The sequence below is a fragment of the Biomaibacter acetigenes genome (assembly GCF_003691585.1).
GTDB lineage: Bacteria > Bacillota > Thermosediminibacteria > Thermosediminibacterales > Tepidanaerobacteraceae > Biomaibacter > Biomaibacter acetigenes.
The window spans coordinates 2,096,223-2,115,753 of record NZ_CP033169.1 but is presented as its reverse complement, the minus strand read 5'-3'; the positions used below and the strand labels follow the sequence as shown (position 1 = coordinate 2,115,753).

The following is a 19,531-nucleotide window of genomic DNA, read 5'->3' as shown; positions in this document are numbered from 1 at the left end:
AGGAGAGTTATGCCGGATATGGGTGAAAAAATAAAAAGGCTATCGCTGGAGTTAACCAGAATTGCCAGTGTGGTTGGAACCCGTGGAGAAATAAAAGCAGTTGAATATATATATGACTATCTAAAAAAAGTGGATTATTTTATACAAAATTCCAGGAATCTTCAGCTTAAGGACCTTAAAAATGATTCTTTGAATAGAAAATATGTTATGGCCTTCCTGGAGGGTAAAAAAGCTTCTGTCAATACAGTATTACTTCTCGGCCACATAGATACAGTTGGTACGGATGATTATGGGGACCTCAAGGAATATGCCACGGAACCTGAAATATTAAAGCAGATGTTGAGCAAAAAAAGTTTTGATGAAGAAATCACAAATGACCTGAAGTCCGATAACTGGATATTTGGCAGGGGAATTTTTGATATGAAGACAGGGGTAGCTTCTCAGATGGTGATGATAGAAGAGTTTTCGGAACAGCTTGAAAAACTTCAGGGAAATCTTGTCTTTATCGGAGTGCCGGATGAAGAGGGAAATTCGGCAGGAATGCTCTCTGCTGTTCAGGATCTGGCAGAACTTTCAAAGGAAAAGGGATGGGAATTTATAGCAGCAATAGATACTGATTACATGACAGGCCAGTATACCGGAGATGAAAATAAATATGTGTATATTGGGACTGTGGGTAAACTTCTACCCTGTTTTTATGTATACGGAAAGGAAACCCATGTAGGGGAAGCCTTCAGCGGCCTTGATGCGAATTTGCTGGCATCGGAGTTAATGAAAGAGGTAGATTTAAACTACGACCTATGTGATGTAGCCGGTGGTGAGGCCACCCTTCCTCCCATAAGCCTCCACCAGAGGGACCTGAAGACGGAATATTCGGTGCAAACGGTGAATGCTGTAAACCTGTATTTTAATTTTGCCACACACATAAGCCAGCCGGATGAGGTCCTGGAGAAACTTAAACAAAAAGCTATCATGGCCTTTGAAAATACCATAAGAATGCTCAATGAAAATTACAGGAAATATTGCGAGCTGAGCGGCACCCCATATAAAAGACTTCCCTGGCGGACAAGGGTTTTGTCCTTCGAAGAACTGTACAAAAATGTTAAAGGTGAAATAGGAAAGGAAATTGATAACAAACTCAAAACACTAACTGATGAATTACTAAAGATGGGTGCGGATGACAGAGAATTTTCCCTGAGAATAGTGCAGGAAGTACATAAGCATTATTCGGACAAAAATCCGCTAATCATAATCTACTTTGCCCCGCCTTTCTATCCTCACATTTTTGTGGAAGGGGCAAATCAAAGAGAAGCAAAATTGCTAGATGCAGTAGAACAAGCCGTGAAAGAAGTCAGGGAGAAATATGAATACAAAATAGTTGTCAAAAAGTTTTACCCATATATATCAGACCTTAGCTACTGCAGCATATCGAAAAACGAAGAGAGCATCAGGAAACTGGTAAATAACATGCCAGCCTGGCCGAAAAAATACTCACTGCCGGTAGAGGCAATACAACAAATAAGCATGCCTGTATTAAATATAGGCCCGTACGGCAAAGATGCCCATAAATTGACCGAAAGAATAAGCCAATCTTATTCGCTCGATGCCATGCCCATGATTCTTCAAAAAACCATAGAAAGGCTATTGGGTTGAATTGATAACACATAATAGGTAGCCCACCCTTGGTGTTGAACAACTGAAAGTGTTTACAACACTAAGGGTGGGCTACTAGAGATAAAAAGAGAGGGCAAGATTTATATCTTACCCTCTTTTCTTTTACATTATCAGTTTTATTTCTCCGCGGCGCAGGAACCTTTTGACCACTCTAGAGATATAGGGAATCACGTAGTAGTCAAGGCCAAAAGACCGTCCGGCACCAGCCAGCATTACTACGGAAACCACCAGGAACCACATGTCCCCGGAACCGGAAATCATAAAGTTGATATTCATGAATATGGAGCCCAGAGCTGCCAGTACGGTGAAGAGGCCCAGTATTAGACAAATACCTATGGCAAGTTCTCCAAGAGTGATCATGGTCTGGAACAGCAGCGCATGGGGGAATACCACTTTTTCCATGAAGTTCACATACCATTCAGGCGTATTGGGGCCAATAGGAGCTGTAGAGGCTCCGGCCACCAGTTTGTTACCTGCTGAAAGCCAGCCTGTGTTCACTTTCTCCAGACCTGACATAAGCCACCTATAACCCAGGTATATCCTGAGCAATGCCAGCCAGGCAGTACTGGTGCTGACGCCAATATGTTTAATAACCGTAGGTTTGTTGCGGGTCTTGCGGAAGAACTGGTGATCTATATAATCCATTATGAATCCTATGCCGCTGATGCCGAATAAGTAATGCATATCAGCCAGGTGTTTTATAGCTGTAGCAAGAAAACCAGTAAGTTTAAATCCCATGACATCGGCCACACAGTACTCCGCACCTATAGAAACCATGTTTCCGTGTAGATGTAATTTGAGCGCTTTTTTGGGTTTATTGTTTATTTCAGCGGCGATGTTGTGTGCCGCACAGTGGGCTGACTGCATTGCCGATTCTACCAGTGCCGGCATGGGTTTGCCATCCTCTCCGATAAAGCAACAGTTATCTCCTATGGCATATATTCCCGGTTCACTGGTCTCCATGTACTCATTTACCGTAACTCTACCACGGCCAGAAGTCTTAAGCCCCATTGATGCCACAAAACTATTGGCCTGAACTCCACCGGTCCAGATGAGGGTGCGGGTTTTGATGACTTCACCCGACTTGAGAGTCAAGGAATCCGCAGATACATTGGTAATAGGAGAGTTGGTAAGGATACGGACGCCCTTTCTCTTCAGATAATTGGTGGCTTTTTCAATTAAACTGTCGGAAAGATTGGGCAGGATTTTGGGCAGCGCTTCTATGACCATGAGTGAAACCTCGTGACGTTTTATGTTGTAATCAAGGCAGAGGTCTTCAATCCACTCCACCAACTCGCCCACCATTTCAATGCCCGTAAATCCGCCGCCGCCCACTACAAAGGTGAGGTACTCGCGCCTCTTTTCTTCATCAGGTTCCGTGCTGGCGGCTTTGAACATTTTTATGATCTGTTCCCTTATTCTCAGGGCATCTTCATGGGACCATAATGTGAATGCGTTCTCTTTCATTCCCGGGATGCCAAAAAAAGTGGGTTCGCTACCGCAGGCCAGAACCAGGTAGTCGAAGGAATATACACCATCGATACCGTAAAGTTTTCTTTCTTTTAAATCGGCTTTTTGAATTTCATCGACAACAAGTTTAATTCTGGTTTCTTCAAGGGCGGTTTCGAGAGAATACTCCACGCCTTCCGGCGGGATACGATTTCCCGCTACTTCGTGCAACTCGGTAAGGTAAATTTGATTTGGGCTCTTATTTATCAGTGTTATCTCCACATTCTTATTTCGCCTTAAGAATCTATCCAGTGCTTGAGCAGCGGTAAGACCCCCAAATCCACCTCCCAGAACAACAATTTTCTTTTTTTCATCCATTGCCCTTCCCCCTCAATTTTTATTATTATTTGTAGTAACCATCACAAGCTAAGATAAAATAATAATCATTACTGATTCAATTATAGTATACACTGCTTCGACAAAATTGTAAAGAAACAACATGTTCATTTTTTAATACATTTGTGATACAATGTATTTTGTATTTATTTTATATATATTCTATGAAAAAATGTTTTTTCCTTCTTTATAAATATAAAATTATTATTTTATTTGACATGTGTTTGCATAAAAAAACATTCTGTATAAAAAAATTTACATGTTATATGTGTGCAGGAATTTGAAAATTTATGGAGAATTATGTTAAGTATTCTTTAAAACAACCAATATATTAAAACACCGACATAAAGGGAGGAAAGGCGACAGCGTAGAGCCATTTCATGCGTGCGCCGTTATAATTGACAACAAAGACATCTCTAAAAATTTTCGTAATAATCCTGGTGGCAGTGCTTCTTACATCCTGCGGAAGAACCAAAGCGGAAAATCCCGTTACGAAAACGAATTTTTTGCTGGATACTTTAATCCAGATAACTGCCTACGGTGATAATGCTTCAAATGCCATTGATCAGGCTTATGACAGGATAAATGATATTCAAAAAAAGATGACTGCCAGCGGCGACGACAGCGAAGTTATAGATATAAACAAAAAAGCGGGTAAAGATTTTCAAAAGGTGAGCCCCGATACCTTTTATGTCATAAAAAAAGGCCTTTATTATTCTCAAAGTTCCCATGGCAGGTTTGATATAACCATAGGCCCTCTGGTTAAATTGTGGGGTATAGGCACAGATAAAGCCCGGGTGCCCTCCCGAGCGGAAATTAAAAATGCCCTGGGACATATAAACTATAAAAATGTGGTCCTAAATGAAAATGAAAACAGCGTCATGCTAAAGGAACCCGGCATGGCCATTGATTTAGGGGCTATTGCCAAGGGTTATGCCGCCGACGAAGTGGTCAGGATACTAAAAGCGAATGGTATAAAAAGCGCCGCCGCCGACCTGGGTGGGAATATATATGTCCTTGGCAAAAAACCAAACGGTTCCCCATGGAAAATAGGAATCCAGGACCCCTTTGAACCCAGGGGAAATACTTTTGCCACGGTAGATGTGGCAGATAAGACACTTGTTACATCTGGAGTATATGAAAGATACTTTATAAAAGATGGAAAAAGGTATCACCATATTCTGGATACATCTACAGGCTATCCCGTAGACAATGGCCTGGTAAGCGTCACGATCATATCTGACAGCTCCATAGATGCCGACGGCCTTTCTACAACGGTTTTTGCCCTGGGATTAAAAGACGGCATGAAATATGTGGAAAAGGTGCCGCACATAGAGGCGGTATTTGTAACAAAAGACCGCAAAGTATATACAAGTTCCGGAATAGAAAAATATAATTTTAAAATAATAAACAGCCAGTTTAGGCTGGAAAAACTACCGGATTAAAATATCAAAATCAAACACTATTTATTTAAAGAAAAACTAATTTGAAAGGAGATAGGGGAAAATGAAGAAATTGTTTGTCCTGTTGCTTATCTTTTTACTTTTTGGGTTGAGTGGGTGTACTAATGCTACAAACGTAACGGAAAAAAATGCTGCACCGCAGCCTGCCTCTGGTTCCGAAGTTGTAAAAATCGGCATACTGCCGGACGTGGATTCTGTTCCTTTTATAGCCGCTGATGTTAAAGGATACTTTAACAAAGAGGGAGTAAAGGTAGAACTGGTCTCCTTTAAAAATCCTGTGGAAAGGGACGCAGCTCTGCAGGGGGGAGCCATAGATGGTGAGGTGGGGGATATCCTGGCGGCAGCCTTTGCTGTTCAAAATGGGCTGGATGTAAAAATCACATCCATAACCAATGGGAAATATGATATCCTGGCTGCACCGAATTCAGGCATAACGGATGTAAGTGGGCTTAAAGGCAAAAAAGTGGCTCTGTCTAAAAACACCATAATAGAATATGTGGTAGATAGAATGCTTTCCCAAAAGGGTTTTTCCGACGGCGAAATAGAAAAGGTTGTGGTAGCCCAGATGCCTGTAAGGCTTGAAATGCTCAAATCCGGCAAGGTGGATGCGGCGTGCCTGCCGGAGCCCTTATCAACCCTTGCGGTAAAATCCGGAGCAAGGGTGTTGCTTTCTACCAAAGATACGGCCCTGGCCCCCGGCATAATGCTATTTACTGTAAAGGCTATAAATAACAAAGAGGATTCAATAAAAAAAGTATATAAAGCATATGAAAAGGTAACTTCCGATATCAATGCCAATCCCGAAAATTTCAGGGATGTTCTTGCCACCGCCCACTTTCCGGAAGAGGTGGCTGGAACCTTCGAGTTTCCTCATTATACAGGGCTTTCGGTCCCAACGGATAGTGATATAAAACAAGTTCTGGATTGGATGAAAGCAAAAGAAATGTTGAAGAAGCAGCTGACATATGAAGATCTGGTGGATGATACCTTCATAAAAAATAATTGTAATCTTAAGGGAACAGAAAGAAATGGTTAAAATTGAAAATGTATCCGTTGTCTACTCTACTAAAAATGCAAGGGTAAAAGCCCTGGAGAATATTAATCTAACTCTTGAGGACCATAAAATATATACCATGGTCGGTCCATCGGGCAGTGGAAAAACCACCCTCATCTATACCATTGCCGGCCTCCTGAAACCGACGGAAGGCAGTGTTTCAATAAAAGGGAAAAAGGTTGAGGGGCCCTCCAGGGATACGGCGGTGATATTACAGGATTTTGGACTTTTTCCCTGGAAAACAGTTGAGCAAAACATAGCCCTGGGTTTGATTATACGAAAAGAAAATCCTGATAAATTAAGAGTGATTGTAGGAGATATTCTTGACAAGTTGTCGCTTAAGCCTTTCGCCCACCACTATCCCGGACAGTTATCCGGCGGACAAAAACAGAGAGTTGCCATAGGGAGGGCCCTGGCACTTTCGCCATCCTTACTCTTGATGGACGAACCCTTTTCATCTCTGGACGCATTCAACCGGGAAAACATGCAGCACGAGCTTTTAGATCTGTGGCGGCAAAACCCCATGACAATACTTCTGGTAACACATAGCATCGAAGAAGCTGTTTTTCTAGGGCAAAAAATTATAATACTTTCACCATCTCCGGGCAAAATAATGGATATCATATCCAATGAAGGATGGGGACTCAGGCAGAGCGTTAGGCATTATAAAACAGTAAATCTCGTAAGGAATAAAATGTCGAGGTATGTCAAATGATTAAAATAAAACATTATATTTTTGCAGCTATTTTCATAGCGGCAATCTGGCAGGGGCTGTCTATAACAGCCGGGCCGGTTATACCTTCACCCTATACCACAATTTTAACATTTACGGATCTCTTGAAAGATGGCATGTTAATACATATGGCAGTAAGCCTGTACCGGATCCTTGCCAGTTTAATACTGGCCTTTTGCGTTGGAGTTCCTATGGGGTTGGTGCTTGGCCGGGAGCAAAAGGTGGATAATTTCTTTTCTTTTGTAATACTGCTCCTTTATCCGATTCCTAAAATTGTATTTTTGCCGGTGCTGCTTATGTTGCTGGGATTAGGGGATTTGCCGCGCATACTGCTTATATCCATAATTGTATTTTTTCATATGGTTGTTACCGCAAGGGATGCTTCAAAAAATATCCCGTATCAGAGCCTGGATTCCATAAAAAGTCTGGGTGCCAGCAAAACCGACATTTACAGACATGTGGTGGTTCCGGCATGCATGCCTGAAATCTTTACCTCATTGAGGATAAGTCTTGGGACAGCCCTTTCGGTGTTGTTTTTCACAGAAACCTTCGCCACCACCCGTGGAATAGGATATTTCATAATGGATGCATGGACCCGGGCGGACTACAATGAACTTTTTTCCGGGATTCTGGGAATGAGCCTAATTGGACTCTTGCTGTTTTTGCTTACGGATTTTGTGGAAAAAGTTATCTGTAGATGGAAATATTGCGAAATAAGGATATGTTAAAATATTAACAATCCTAAAATAATATTACAACTTTGTGATTTTTTTCTCTTGATTCTATTGTAAAAAAGCCGGTACTATGCTAAAATCAAATTAAGGGAGTGATTAATTTACATGTTTAAGAAGTTCAAGATACCCGATGCTACTATAGGCAGGTTATCACTGTATTCACGGTATTTAAAAGAGGCTGATGAAAAGGGAATTAACACCGTATCTTCCCAGCATATAGCAAGAGCTACAGGAGTAACTCCCGCCCAGGTGCGAAAGGACCTGGCTTATTTTGGAGAATTCGGAACGAGAGGTGTTGGTTATAATTCCAGAGAACTGTATAACTATATAATGAAAATACTTGGGCTCGGCAGAAGATGGCCGGTGGCTATCGTGGGTGCCGGTAATCTGGGAAAAGCCCTATCACAATATAAGGGTTTTTATGAGAGAGGATTCGATATAACCTGCATATTTGATACCGATCCCAACAAGATAGGTAAGAAGCTGGCAGGTATAGAAATATGCCCGCTGGATTCACTGAAGGAAAAAGCAAAAGCTTTTAACATTGAGCTGGGTATCATTGCCGTACCGGCCGCAGCTGCCCAGGATGTAGCAGATAAGCTTATAGAAGCCGGAATTAGAGGTATCATTAATTTCGCCCCAGTAAATATAAATACCGGAGAAAATGTGATGCTTCGGAGGGTTGACCTGGCCGCACAGCTTGAATACCTGACCTACTATCTGGAGGATACCAGATGAAGCTTTCCAGAATTAAAGACATATTACAGGCAGAAATATTATGGGGGGAAGAACTCCTGGATATAGAAGTGAACAATGCTTGCGGTGCAGACCTCATAAGTGATATTCTGGCTGACACCAAGACAAATGCTATACTTCTTACGGGTCTTACTCACCGTCAGATAATCCAAACTGCCAGTATGTCGGATTTTGCGGCTATCGTTTTTGTCAGGGGCAAAGTTCCGGCGGGTGATGTTATAGAACTGGCAAAGCAGCAAAGGTTACCGCTTCTTTCGACCAGATACCCTCTGTACGAAACCTGCGGAATATTATACCGGGAAGGATTAAGAGGAGAACCGACAAAATTCTCCTGCAGTTCCGGAGCCTTACCGAGACAACAGGAAGCTCTCCAGGTTATGAAATTAAATTATGAAATTACAGGCAATGATTTTAACAATGCCGGTAAGGCTACCGAACAGGCTAAAAAAATCTTGAAACAAATTGGAGTAGATTCAGCAGTCATTAGAAAGGTTTCCATAGCCGCATATGAAGCAGAAATGAACATAGTCATACATGCAGAAAAGGGGAACTTGAGCTTTAACATCACTCCTAAATATATTGAAGTTGTCGCCGATGATACCGGTCCCGGTATAGCGGATATCGATAAAGCCATGCAGGAGGGTTTTTCCACGGCTCCGGACCGAATCAGGGAATTGGGTTTTGGGGCAGGCATGGGTCTTCCCAATATGAAGAAGTTTTCTGACATTTTTGAAATAAGTTCTGTTATCGGAATAGGAACAACAGTAAGAATGATTATCAACTTATAGCCAAACGAAAGATGGTGAAATCCTTGTGGCAATACTATCACTCAGTAACTCTGGATTTGGAAAAGTGTAAAGGCTGCACGAATTGTATAAAGGGCTGCCCTACCGAAGCCATAAGGGTAAGAAACGGAAAGGCACATATACTGGAAAATAAATGTATAGACTGCGGTGAATGTATAAGGGTATGTCCAAACCATGCAAAGTATGCAGCAGCTGACAGCCTTGAAAGGCTTAAGGAATTCAAAATCAAGGTGGCGTTGCCAGCGCCCAGTTTTTTTGGTCAATTCAAAGAAGATACTTCTTTAAAGAGTGTACTGAGTGCCCTTAAAAAATAGGTTTTGATGAAGTCTATGAAGTGCCGCTGGCAGCTGAAGAAGTATCCATTGCTATAAAGGAATATATAAAACGGCATAAAGACGTAAGACCCCTTATATCATCATCATGCCCGGCGGTACTAAGGCTTATACAGGTCAGGTTTCCGGAGCTTATCAAGAATATTATCCCGATAAAGGCACCTATGGAAATAGCTGCCAAGAGGGCAAAAGAAATGCTGGTTCAAGCATATGGATTAAAAAATGAAGAAATCGGCGTCTTCTTTATAAGTCCCTGTCCGGCCAAGGTTACTTCCATAAAACAGCCTGTAGGCACCAAAAGATCTTATGTGGATGGTGTGCTGTCGATAGCAAACGTGTATGGCGAAGTGATCAAAAATTTAAGCAGTGATGATGAATATAAAACCATTTTTGGTAGAGCTTCCGGCCTTGGTATAGGCTGGGGGAGAGCTGGCGGAGAGAATCTGGCTATAGGCGGGGAGAACCACCTGGCGGTGGATGGAATCAATAACTGTATTGGGGTTTTAGAGGAGATAGAGCTAAACAAGCTCTCCGATATAGATTATATTGAGTGTCAAGCATGTATAGGGGGCTGTATCGGGGGAGCGCTGACGGTAGAAAACCAGTTCGTCGCAAGGGTTAGGATTCGAAGGTTATCTGAAAAGCTGGGATGTGAAAGTTCTCTCAAACGTAAAGATGTTATTGAAGGATTTGAAAATGGATACTACAGTTTTGAGGAAAAAATCCTTCCCAAACCATCTCTCAAACTCGATAATGATATTGTGAGGGCAATTCAGAAAATGGAGCAGCTGGAAAAGACCCTGAAGGAACTGCCAGGGCTGGATTGCGGTAGCTGCGGTTCTCCCAATTGCCGGGCTCTTGCTGAGGATATAGTACAGGGTAAAGCAAACGAAACTGACTGTGTATTCAAGCTCAGAGACAAGGTTAAACAACTGGCGGCAGAAATGCTGGACCTTTCTCAGAAATTGCCTCCTACCATGGAAAAAAGCAAGGGGGGTGATATCAAATGACCTTACTTGAATTACGGGAAAAGCTTGAGCTTAAATTACTTACCAGTAAGATGGATGAAAATAGACAGGTGGAAGGTGGCTATGCTTCCGATCTTCTGAGCTGGGTGATGGCCCATGCAAGAGAGAATCAGGTTTGGGTGACAATTCAGAGCCATCAGAACATAGTCGCTGTTGCTTCACTGCTGGGTCTTTCCGGGATTATAGTGGCTGAGGGAGTAGAGGTTGATGAAAATACCATAAAAAAAGCTGACGATGAAAATATACCTATTTTTGCCACACCAAAGCCGGTTTATGAAATATGCGGTATACTGTATAATATACTTACCGGGAGCCGGGGAAAATGTTGAAGCAATATCCGGCAGATTTACACATTCATACATGCCTGTCACCATGTGCAGATGATGATATGAATCCCGCAAATATTTTAAATATGGCAAGATTAATGGGAACAAAAATAATAGGTATTTGTGACCATAACAGCGCAAAAAATGTAAAGCCGGTACAGGAGGCCGCAAAAGATTATGATATCCTTGTAATCCCCGGCATGGAAGTGGAAAGTGCCGAGGAAGTCCATCTGCTTGTGTTTTTTGAGGATTTAAGCATTATGGCGGAGTGGCAGGAATATGTTTACAGCCATCTTCCTCCGAGAAAAAATAACCCTGAATTTTTTGGCAGACAGCAAATTGTAGATAAAGAATCCAATGTTATAGATGAAGAAGAGCAGATGCTGCTGGCGGCAGCTTCCCTTACTGCTGAGGAGATTTCTCAGAGGGTGTTTGAAATGGGGGGAATGCTTGTTCCAGCGCATATAGATAGAAGGACTTACAGTTTATGGGGGCAGCTCGGGTTTATCCCGGAGAACTTAAAATTAACTGCCGTAGAAATATCGAGAAATATATGCGAAACCGAGGCGAGAAAGAAATTTTCAATTTCAGACAAAATTTGTGTTATAACCTCATCTGATGCCCACAGATTGAAAGAAATGGTTTTTCAGAAAACCTTTTTATATCTGGAATCACCAAGTTTTTTAGAAATTAGAAAGGCTTTTGAAGCAAAGGAAGGGAGGCGCGTAATAATAAAAGAGTGAGCATTTTAAACATTAATGTGAAAAAGAACACTATTACTTTAGGAGGAGAGGATGAAAAATGGAAGCTGCTGTTAAAAGAGACTTTGAGTTAGAACAAAAACTAAACAAGGTTGATGAAATGCTGGAAAAGTATAAGGGTCAAAGAGGAGCTTTGCTTCAGGCACTGCAGGAAGCCCAGGGTATAGTGGGATATCTGCCCCTCGAGGTGCAAAAAAGGTGGCAGAAGCCCTGAATATAACCTTGAGTGAAGTTTATAGCACCATAACATTTTATTCTTTCTTCAACCTCAAGCCCAGGGGTAAATATCAGATCAGGGTTTGCCTGGGTACAGCCTGTTATGTAAGGGGTGCCAACAAGGTTCTTGACAGGCTGGAAAAGGAACTGGGCATAAAAGTGGGAGATACCACCAATGATGCAAAGTTTTCCCTGGATGCCTGCCGCTGTGTGGGAGCATGTGGCCTTGCGCCGACCATTATAATCAATGACGAGGTATACGGAAGACTCACCCCCGACAAAGTTCCAGAAATCCTGCAAAAATATGAATAACCATGAAGGAACTTTCTTTACATGTTCTGGATATTGTACAAAACTCCATCAGCGCAGGAGCGTCACTTATAGAGATAAAAATATGCGAGGATATTAAGAATGACCTCATGATCATAGAAATAAAGACAACGGCAGGGGAATGGATGAACACACCTTAGAAAAAGTGAAGGACCCATTTTTTACGACCAGGACCACCAGAAAGGTTGGTCTGGGGATACCCCTGTTTGAGCAGGCCGCAAAATGCTGTGGGGGACAGCTTGATATCATTTCAAGGATTGGAGAGGGGACCAGTATCCGGGCAAGTTTTGTCAGAAGCCATATAGATAGAGCGCCGCTGGGCAGTATGGCGGATACCATGGTCTTGCTGGTGGCGGCAAATCCCGAACTGGATTTTATATACCGCCACCGGGTCGACGGTCAAGAATTTGTGCTGGATACCCGGGAAATAAAAAAGACCCTGCAGGATGTGCCCATATCCAATCCTATGGTGCTTGACTGGATAAAGACCTTTGTGGAGGACAATTTAAAGCAAATTAATGGAGGTGCATAAAAATGGCCGTGATAAAATCTATAGAGGAACTGGAGAAAATAAGGGACCAGGCAAAGGATTTAATCAATTTAAGAAAGGACAATGAAACAAAAACCCGTGTAGTTGTAGGCATGGGAACCTGCGGAATTGCCGCCGGAGCCAGGCAGGCCATGCTGGCCATTCTGGATGAGATCAAAAAGAGAAATCTTGATAATGTCATTGTTACTGAGACCGGCTGTATAGGCCTTTGCAAATTTGAGCCACTGGTGGACGTAATTAAACCAAACCAGCCAAAAGTAACTTATGTGAACGTTAATGAGGAAAAAGCCCGCCAGATTGTGGTAAAGCACATTATCAACAATCAGGTCATCGATGATTGGGTAATACCTAATATTTAATAAAAATAGGGAAGAGCTTAGGAGGGGTTTAAATGGAAATTTATAGAGCCCATGTGCTCGTATGTAAAGGGACCGGTTGTACAGCTTCCGGTAGCGAGAATGTTATGGAGACTTTTCAAAAAGAGATAGAAAAGCGGGGCCTTTCTAAAGAAGTTAGAGTTGTTCAGACGGGCTGTCTCGGTCTTTGCGAACTGGGGCCCAATGTTTTGATATATCCCGAAGGCAGCTACTACTGCAGGGTTAAAGCAGAGGATGTACCCGAGATAGTTGAAGAGCACCTGGTAAAAGGCCGCATAGTGGAACGGCTGCTATATAAAGAACATCTTACCGAAGAACGTTTGCGTTCACTGACGGATATTGATTTCTACAAAAAACAAAAGCGTATAGCCCTGAGAAACTGTGGTCTCATAAATCCCGAAGTCATTGAAGAATATATAGCTAACGATGGATACAAAGCCTTGGCTAAAGTTTTGACTCAGATGAAACCTCAGGAAGTCATAGATGAGATTAAAAATCAGGACTCCGGGGTCGTGGGGGCGGAGGATTTCCCACCGGCAACAAGTGGCAGTTTGCAGCTAATGCCAAAGGTGATATTAAGTATGTAGTTTGCAATGCCGATGAAGGTGACCCTGGCGCTTTCATGGACAGGAGCGTTCTGGAAGGCGACCCCCATTCCGTGCTGGAAGCCATGGAAATAGCAGGCTACGCTATAGGAGCCCAGGAAGGATATATCTATGTAAGGGCTGAATATCCCATCGCTGTAAAGAGGCTGGAAATAGCTATCAACCAGGCAAGAGAACGCGGACTTCTTGGGAAGAATATTCTGGGCACAGGCTTTAATTTTGATATATTTTTAAGGTTAGGGTCCGGCGCCTTTGTTTGCGGAGAAGAAACGGCTCTGCTGGCTTCGGTGGAAGGACGCCGCGGTGAGCCCAGGCCCAGGCCGCCATTCCCTGCCAATGAGGGATTATGGGGTAAACCCACCATTATAAATAATGTGGAGACCTACGCCAATATCCCGGAGATAATATTAAAGGGCGCTGACTGGTTTGCCAGCATCGGCACCGAAAGGAGCAAGGGTACCAAGGTTTTTGCCGTGGGCGGTAAGATAAACAATACCGGTCTTGTGGAAATACCTATGGGAACAACTCTAAGGGAAGTGATATATGAGATCGGCGGCGGCATTCCTAATGGAAAGAAATTCAAGGCGGTTCAGACCGGCGGTCCTTCCGGTGGATGTATTCCGGCATCGCTTCTGGATATGCCCATAGAGTATGACACGCTTACTCAGGCAGGCTCCATGATGGGTTCCGGCGGTATGATTGTAATGGATGAAGATAACTGCATGGTGGATATAGCAAAGTTTTTCCTGACATTCACTCAGGACGAGTCCTGCGGTAAATGTCCTCCTTGCCGTATAGGTACCAAGAGAATGCTGGAAATATTGGAACGTATAACCAACGGCGAGGGCAAGGAAGGAGATATAGAGCTGCTGGAGAACCTGGCCAAAAGTATAAAAGCTTCGGCCTTATGTGGATTGGGGCAGACCGCTCCGAATCCCGTGCTGTCCACCATCCGCTATTTCAGGGATGAATATGAGGCTCATATAAAAGAAAAGAGATGTCCGGCCGGTGCCTGCAAAGCTTTGATTCATTACGAGGTCATGGCTGACAAGTGTCGGGGATGTGGCCTGTGCGTAAAGGTATGCCCCACAGGAGCTATCAGCGGTGAAAGAAAACAGCCTCATGTAATTGATAAAGAAAAATGCATAAAATGCAACAGCTGTTTCGACAGATGCCCCTTTGGCGCTATAGCAAGAGCTTAATTTGTGTGGAAGGGAGAGGTGAAATCATGGAAATGGTAACATTAACCATAGATGGTCAAAAAGTAGAGGTCCCCAAAGGATCTACAGTGTTAGAAGCAGCCCATAAAGCTAATATCAGGATTCCGACCCTATGCTTTTTAAAAGGAATAAACGAAATTGGCGCCTGCCGTATGTGTGTGGTGGAAGTAAAAGGAGCCAGGGCTCTTCAAGCTTCCTGTGTTCTTCCGGTTTCCGAGGGCATGGAAGTAATAACTAATTCACCTGCAGTGAGGGAATCCAGAAAGGTCACCCTCGAACTCTTGCTCTCAGATCACAACCTGGAGTGCCCCACCTGCGTCAGAAACCTGAACTGTGAGCTCCAGAAGCTCGCCGAAGAACTGGGAATAAAATCTATCAGATACCCGGGAGAAAAACATGCACCCCGCTATGATGATTTTTCTCCATCTATCGTCAGGGATGCATCCAAATGTATCCTTTGCCGCAGGTGCGTTAGCGCCTGCCATAAGGTACAGGGTGTTGGGGTAATATCTCCCAACCACCGCGGCTTTAACACTATCATTGCACCGGTATTCGACTTAAGTCTTGCAGAAGTGGCCTGCGTCAACTGCGGACAGTGCATAATGGCATGCCCGGTAGGTGCCCTGAAGGAGAAAGATGATACCGACAAGGTATGGCAGGCCCTGGCTGACCCTGACAAGCACGTAATAGTCCAGACTGCTCCCGCTATCAGGGTTTCTCTGGGTGAGGAGTTCGGTGAAAGTAGGGGAGCCATAGTAACCAAGAAATTACCTGCCGCTCTGAGAAGGCTGGGATTTGACAGGGTGTTTGACACAGATTTTACTGCCGACTTGACTATAATGGAAGAAGGAAATGAATTCCTTGAGAGATTGCAGCATGGCGGCAAACTTCCGCTCATAACGTCCTGCAGCCCGGGATGGATTAAATTCTGTGAACATTACTATCCGGAATTCCTGGATAATCTATCCACCTGTAAGTCTCCCCAGCAGATGTTCGGTGCGGTGGCCAAGACCTATTATGCCCAGAAGATGGGTATAGATCCATCAAAAATATTTGTGGTTTCTATAATGCCCTGTACTGCAAAGAAGTTTGAAGCCCAGAGGCCGGAAATGAACTCCAGCGGCTATCAGGATGTGGATGTGGCCTTGACTACCAGAGAGCTTTCCAGGATGCTGAAAGAGGCCGGGATAGATGTCAGCAAGCTGCCTGACGAGGAATTTGACGATCCGCTGGGTATATCCACCGGCGCCGGCGCCATATTCGGAGCTACCGGCGGTGTCATGGAAGCTGCTTTGAGGACCGTATATGAAGTAGTAACCGGCAAAGAACTCCAGAATATAGAATTTACGAGTGTCCGCGGCGTGGAAGGGATCAAGGAAGCCACCATAGATGTGGATGGTACTAAGGTCAATGTGGCGGTAGCCCACGGCCTATCCAATGCACGCAAGGTGCTGGATCGCGTTAAGAACGGGGAAGCCAACTACCACTTCATAGAAATCATGTGCTGCCCCGGCGGATGCGTGGGTGGTGGCGGCCAGCCAATCCTGAGCTCCGAAGAGCGTTGGGATACAGATTACCGTGAGGTAAGAGGAAATGCCATATATGAAGTGGACCGCAGCATGAAACTCAGAAAATCCCATGAAAACCCGGCTGTTCAGACCCTTTACAAGGAATTTTTGGGGAAACCTCTGAGCGAAAAATCCCACCACCTGCTCCACACCCATTACACGAAACGGCCGCTGTACCCTGAGGTTTAATAAACCCGGCGATAAAAGGACAGATAGATACAAGTCGGATAAAAGTTTGGAACAAAATTTTAAGGGCTCCCCGAGGAGCCCTTATACATTATAAATTTTATAAGTTTAGACCGTTTAATATTCTTCTAATTGATTTATTTGGTTGTGAAATCTATATAGAAGCTGTCATTTTTATGAATAGCTGTTATAATAATAATATAGATTTAAAAGTATCAACAATTAAAACTACTTTGAACATGAGGCTGAGGGGGTAAAGGCCATGCCGGGTATCGTAAGGACGGAAAAAAACAAATGCAAGCAATGTTATTCCTGCGTTCGCCACTGTCCGGTCAAAGCAGTAAGGGTAAAAAACGGCCAGGCCGAAGTTTTGAGTGAAAGGTGTATTGCCTGCGGCAATTGCGTAAAAGTGTGCTCCCAAAATGCTAAAACAATTGAAAGTGGCATAGATAAAACACTCGAAATTTTACACAGGAAAGAATTTAAAATAGCAATTCTGGCTCCTAGCTTTCCTGCAGCATTCACAAAAGATATTTGCGGGAGGATTATCGCTGCTTTAAAAATGATGGGTTTTGATGAGGTATGGGAAGTGGCAGTGGGAGCAGAACTCATTGGTGAAAAATATGAAGAACTTTTAAACAATCGTTTTAAGCCTCCGCTAATTTCCAGCGCCTGCCCCGCAGTAGTCAACCTTATTGAAAAACATTTCCCAAGCTTAATTCCCCACCTTTCACCTGTGGTTTCCCCGATGATAGCGACAGGCCGTCTGATAAAGCTGGAATATCCAGAAGCATTGGTAGTATTCATTGGTCCATGTGTTGCAAAAAAAGATGAAATGAAACAGGTGGAAGGAGTGGATGCGGTACTCACTTTTAAAGAACTGGAAGATATGATTTTTACAAAAAATATAGACATAACCCGTTTGGAGCCTTCATGCTTTGACGGTCCATTGCCACAGAAAGCTTTCCGCGGTTTTCCGGTCAGCGGCGGGTTATTTCTTTCTTTAAAAGACCCCTTTAATTTTTCCCGCAAGACCGTGATTGTGGACAAGAGGGAGGATGTATTGCCGTGTCTTGAAAGTATAGATAGTGGAGAATATAACCCATATTTTGTGGATATTCTCATGTGCGGTGGCTGTGTGGAAGGGCCTCACTTCAAGGATACAAACTATTTTGCCAACAGGGAGAAGGTTGAGGAATTTCTACTGCAAGGGGATAAAAATGATAAAGACCGGGATACGGTTTCTGAATATCTGATGCATATGAAAAATGCACAGGAATTGGACCTCACCCGGCGTTATTCAAGTAAGGCTGTTTTTTTGAAATCTCCATCGGAAGAGGATATCAGAAAAATCTTGAATTATACAAACAAGTATTCCCTACAGGATGAATTAAATTGCGGGGCTTGTGGTTACAGTTCCTGCCGGGAAAAGGCTGTGGCGGTATATAACGGCATAGCCGAAATTGACATGTGCCTTCCATTTTTGCTGACAAAGGAGATAAAGGAAAAAAAACGTACTGAAGAATTTAACCGTGAAATGAATGCCATTATAGATTCGTCTTATGATGGAATATTTGTATCTGACGGCGAGGGAAAAACTTTACGTTTAAATAGGGCATTTGCCCGTTTTCTAGGGAAATCGCCGGAGAGTGTTATCGGATTAAAAGCCGATGACCTTGAAAAAAGCCGCATCATATATCCTTCTTTGACAAAATTGGTGCTAAAGGAAAAACGTAGACTGACACTTATTCAGGAAACCGGAACCGGCAAAAAGGTGCTGGCTACAGGCAATCCCATTTTCGATGAAGAAGGCAGGGTAGTCCGGGTGGTCGTAAACGCCCGTGATATGGCGGAACTGAACCATTTAAGCAGAGAGGCGCTGGATTTTGAGAAACTAAAAACATATATGGAACAGAGTTCTTTAGAACTAAATCAGGGTCCATTACCCAGAATAGTATCTATCAGCCCCTTGATGGAGGAATTGCTGCGAATTGCTTTGAGGGTTGCGGCAGTTAACTCTACGGTTTTAATATTGGGAGAATCCGGCGTAGGCAAAGGTCTTATTGCACGGTTTATCCATGAAAACAGTCCCAGGAAAAAAGGTCCCTTCATAAAGGTCAACTGCGGCTCCATACCCGAAAGTTTGCTGGAGTCAGAACTCTTCGGTTATGAGACCGGTGCTTTCACCGGAGCCCGACGGGAAGGTAAACCCGGCTTGATAGAAATGGCCCACAAAGGGACCCTTCTTCTGGATGAAATAGGCGATCTTCCCCTTAACCTGCAGGTTAAACTCCTGCAGGTACTGCAGGAAAAAGAACTTACCCGTATCGGCGGCACAAAACCCATTGAAGTGGATATAAGGGTCATTGCCGCCACTAATAAAGACCTGAGAAAAATGGCGGAAGAGGGCACTTTCAGAGAAGATTTATATTACCGCTTAAATGTGGTTCCTCTGGTGGTGCCGCCCTTGAGAGATCGGAAAGAAGATGTAGAACCATTGATAGATTATTTTATGGCCTATTTTAATAAAAATTACGGGATGACAAAATCCATAACTGAAGATGCCATGAAAGCCCTCGTTAACTATTCCTGGCCGGGCAATGTCAGGGAATTGGAAAACCTTATAGAAAGGCTTGTGGTCACTTCCGAGAGAAATTGTATAACCATTCAGGAACTTCCTGAATTTATCAGGGGCAAAAAACCACCCTTACAAAAAATAACGGTGGAGGGAATTATGCCTCTAAAGAAAGCCCAGGATCTGGTGGAACAGCAATTGCTGGAACTGGCGGTAAAACAGTGCAATACCACCTATGAAATGGCGGAACTTTTGGGGGTAAACCAGTCCACCATTGTGAGAAAGCTCCAGCGATTCAAAGATAAACAAATTTAATGTTTTATCGCATTTTTAATGCAGGAGAGCATTAAGGAAAGGTTTAAGACTTCTAGCAGCTAATTGAAGAGGTGGGG

Annotated in this window: 15 protein-coding genes and 3 pseudogenes; 17 read left to right on the top strand and 1 reads right to left on the bottom strand. The window is 43.4% G+C overall.

Translation table 11 applies throughout. The annotated features are described in order from the left end of the window. The first annotated feature begins 9 nt into the window (after nucleotides 1-9). Complete coding sequence (locus D2962_RS10880; protein WP_245984620.1) at nucleotides 10-1,653, top strand: M20/M25/M40 family metallo-hydrolase; 1,644 nt, start codon at nucleotides 10-12, stop codon at nucleotides 1,651-1,653. A 123-nt stretch (nucleotides 1,654-1,776) separates the two neighbouring features. On the opposite strand, the gene D2962_RS10875 is transcribed toward D2962_RS10880, so the two are convergent. Next, complete coding sequence (locus tag D2962_RS10875) at nucleotides 1,777-3,501, bottom strand: FAD-dependent oxidoreductase (RefSeq protein ID WP_122014980.1); 1,725 nt, start codon at nucleotides 3,499-3,501, stop codon at nucleotides 1,777-1,779. Between the two features lie 416 nt (nucleotides 3,502-3,917). Between D2962_RS10875 and D2962_RS10870 the strand changes: the two genes are divergently transcribed. From D2962_RS10870 to D2962_RS10800, 16 genes and pseudogenes are all read left to right on the top strand, one after another. Then, nucleotides 3,918-4,964: an FAD:protein FMN transferase gene (locus D2962_RS10870; protein ID WP_122014979.1), complete on the top strand. Its 1,047-nt coding sequence runs from the start codon at nucleotides 3,918-3,920 to the stop codon at nucleotides 4,962-4,964. Between the two features lie 61 nt (nucleotides 4,965-5,025). Further along, the gene (locus D2962_RS10865) at nucleotides 5,026-6,018 is read left to right on the top strand and encodes an ABC transporter substrate-binding protein (protein WP_122014978.1); all 993 of its coding nucleotides are present in this window, start codon (nucleotides 5,026-5,028) and stop codon (nucleotides 6,016-6,018) included. Then, nucleotides 6,011-6,751 (top strand): ABC transporter ATP-binding protein, encoded by a 741-nt coding sequence (locus D2962_RS10860; RefSeq protein ID WP_122014977.1) that lies wholly within the window; start codon nucleotides 6,011-6,013, stop codon nucleotides 6,749-6,751. The genes D2962_RS10865 and D2962_RS10860 overlap by 8 nt, the downstream gene beginning before the upstream one ends. Continuing rightward, nucleotides 6,748-7,497, top strand: coding sequence for an ABC transporter permease (locus D2962_RS10855; RefSeq protein ID WP_120765840.1), 750 nt, complete (start codon nucleotides 6,748-6,750; stop codon nucleotides 7,495-7,497). Before D2962_RS10860 ends, D2962_RS10855 begins: the two co-directional genes overlap by 4 nt. Before the next feature lie 111 nt (nucleotides 7,498-7,608). Then, nucleotides 7,609-8,241: a redox-sensing transcriptional repressor Rex gene (locus D2962_RS10850; protein WP_122014976.1), complete on the top strand. Its 633-nt coding sequence runs from the start codon at nucleotides 7,609-7,611 to the stop codon at nucleotides 8,239-8,241. Continuing rightward, nucleotides 8,238-9,047, top strand: a complete 810-nt coding sequence (locus D2962_RS10845) for an ATP-binding protein (protein WP_122014975.1) — start codon at nucleotides 8,238-8,240, stop codon at nucleotides 9,045-9,047. Before D2962_RS10850 ends, D2962_RS10845 begins: the two co-directional genes overlap by 4 nt. Nucleotides 9,048-9,058: 11 nt before the next feature. Further along, nucleotides 9,059-10,407: pseudogene (locus tag D2962_RS10840) on the top strand ([Fe-Fe] hydrogenase large subunit C-terminal domain-containing protein). Continuing rightward, entirely contained in the window at nucleotides 10,404-10,754 is a 351-nt protein-coding gene (locus D2962_RS10835) for an AraC family transcriptional regulator (RefSeq protein WP_120765844.1), read from the top strand. The pseudogene D2962_RS10840 and the gene D2962_RS10835 overlap by 4 nt, the downstream one beginning before the upstream one ends. Continuing rightward, a complete protein-coding gene (locus D2962_RS10830) occupies nucleotides 10,748-11,494 on the top strand; it encodes a PHP domain-containing protein (RefSeq protein ID WP_120765845.1) in 747 nt (248 codons plus the stop codon). The genes D2962_RS10835 and D2962_RS10830 overlap by 7 nt, the downstream gene beginning before the upstream one ends. Before the next feature lie 58 nt (nucleotides 11,495-11,552). Then, nucleotides 11,553-12,040: pseudogene (gene nuoE, locus D2962_RS10825) on the top strand (NADH-quinone oxidoreductase subunit NuoE). A 2-nt stretch (nucleotides 12,041-12,042) separates the two neighbouring features. Beyond that, the gene (locus tag D2962_RS18710; RefSeq protein WP_245984611.1) at nucleotides 12,043-12,198 is read left to right on the top strand and encodes a hypothetical protein; all 156 of its coding nucleotides are present in this window, start codon (nucleotides 12,043-12,045) and stop codon (nucleotides 12,196-12,198) included. Continuing rightward, on the top strand, nucleotides 12,180-12,590 hold the full coding sequence (locus D2962_RS10820; protein ID WP_245984609.1) for an ATP-binding protein: 411 nt from the start codon (nucleotides 12,180-12,182) through the stop codon (nucleotides 12,588-12,590). Before D2962_RS18710 ends, D2962_RS10820 begins: the two co-directional genes overlap by 19 nt. An 11-nt stretch (nucleotides 12,591-12,601) precedes the next feature. Continuing rightward, the gene (locus D2962_RS10815; protein ID WP_162991293.1) at nucleotides 12,602-12,967 is read left to right on the top strand and encodes a (2Fe-2S) ferredoxin domain-containing protein; all 366 of its coding nucleotides are present in this window, start codon (nucleotides 12,602-12,604) and stop codon (nucleotides 12,965-12,967) included. A 32-nt stretch (nucleotides 12,968-12,999) separates the two neighbouring features. Then, nucleotides 13,000-14,792 (top strand): annotated as a pseudogene (gene nuoF, locus D2962_RS19640) (NADH-quinone oxidoreductase subunit NuoF). A 26-nt stretch (nucleotides 14,793-14,818) separates the two neighbouring features. Continuing rightward, complete coding sequence (locus D2962_RS10805; RefSeq protein WP_120765850.1) at nucleotides 14,819-16,567, top strand: NADH-dependent [FeFe] hydrogenase, group A6; 1,749 nt, start codon at nucleotides 14,819-14,821, stop codon at nucleotides 16,565-16,567. Nucleotides 16,568-16,826: 259 nt separating this feature from the next. After that, nucleotides 16,827-19,454 (top strand): sigma 54-interacting transcriptional regulator, encoded by a 2,628-nt coding sequence (locus tag D2962_RS10800; RefSeq protein WP_122014974.1) that lies wholly within the window; start codon nucleotides 16,827-16,829, stop codon nucleotides 19,452-19,454. The last annotated feature ends 77 nt before the right edge of the window (nucleotides 19,455-19,531 follow it).